At 39.6% G+C, this 1299-nt stretch carries 2 protein-coding genes and 1 pseudogene; all 3 read left to right on the forward strand.

Features of this window, described 5'->3' with window-relative positions; translation table 11 throughout:
• Nucleotides 1-291 (forward strand): annotated as a pseudogene (locus QZ265_RS09945) (hypothetical protein); the annotation flags it as partial.
• Between the two features lie 87 nt (nucleotides 292-378).
• The gene (moaC, locus tag QZ265_RS09950) at nucleotides 379-975 is read left to right on the forward strand and encodes a cyclic pyranopterin monophosphate synthase MoaC (protein ID WP_296405781.1); all 597 of its coding nucleotides are present in this window, start codon (nucleotides 379-381) and stop codon (nucleotides 973-975) included.
• A 105-nt stretch (nucleotides 976-1080) separates the two neighbouring features.
• The coding region (locus QZ265_RS09955) for a MoaD/ThiS family protein (RefSeq protein ID WP_296405783.1) at nucleotides 1081-1299 on the forward strand (219 nt) is incomplete at its 3' end.

The raw sequence follows: 1299 nt of genomic DNA on the forward strand, positions 1-1299 counted from the left end.
TATATCAAGAAAGAGGTGGGGCAAAATGAGGGGACAGAGCTGACGACAGGCTTGCAAATAGCTAAAGTATTTTGTTTAGCCGATAATGAGAGATTGTACCCGCTACTGGGCTTATACCATCTTAGTATTGCGAAGATGCTTAAGGAATATTTAGATAAGGGTGAACGGCGGGTAATGGGCTTTATTAAGCCTTTATGTCATCAGATCGTGATGCCTGCGTCTTGGTTTGCGTTGTCTAATTTAAATACCCCTGAGCAATTCAAACATGCTTGTCAAAGCGTTAAAGCTTAGCTGTTTAATAAATTAGTTAACTCATTGTTATTAACAAATCGGTTAAACCTTCGCAAACCTTCAGCCGTTATGGGATTGGAAATTGCTATGTTACAGTCAGACCTAAAGCAACAATTAGATTTAAAGCAACAAACAGATTTAGAACAACAGTCAGATTTAGAACAGCAGTCAGATTTAGAACAACAGTCAGAAACAAATCAACAACCTTCAAAACTGTCACATCTAGATGCTGATGGCGATATTCATATGGTAGATGTGGGCCATAAAACCGTGACCACTCGAGAAGCGGTGGCACAAGGCTATGTAGTGTTTCCTAAAGCAATTTATAGCGAGATAAAAGCAGCGGATGGCATGACTAAAAAGGGTAGTATCACTCAGACTGCTCATATTGCTGGCATTATGGCGGCTAAGCGCACCCATGATCTAATTCCACTATGTCATCCTTTGCCGCTTGATAAGATAGCCCTACGCTTTGATTATCAAGATGAGCATAGTGCCATTAAAGTGTCTGCTACTGTGCGAGTTACCCACAAAACTGGGGTAGAGATGGAGGCGTTAACGGCCGTCAGTGTGGCGTGTTTGACGATTTATGATATGACCAAAGCCATGTCACATGACATTATTATTAATGATATTCGCTTGGTGACTAAGACCGGTGGCAAATCAGATTATCAACATCAATAGTTGCTAGCACTTTTAGATGTTTTAGGTAATTTAGATCATTTAAATGGCGTAATACATAACAAAAGGTAAGCGTTATAACAATATTTCTAATATGTCGAGAAGGTTATGAATAATATTAAAAAGGTCACCGTTTTATATTTTGCTAGTTTGGCCGATAAGGCTCAGAAGGGCAGTGAAACTTTGACTATAGAGCCTGATACCACTTTGACTGAGTTGTATCAAAAACTACAAGATAGCTATCAGTTTAGACAGCAGGAGTCGGACTTAAGAGTCGCTATTAATGATGAGTTCGCGGATTGGAATGTTGCCATTAATGAGGGCGAT

Source organism: Psychrobacter sp. (genome assembly GCF_018260395.1).
Lineage (GTDB): Bacteria > Pseudomonadota > Gammaproteobacteria > Pseudomonadales > Moraxellaceae > Psychrobacter.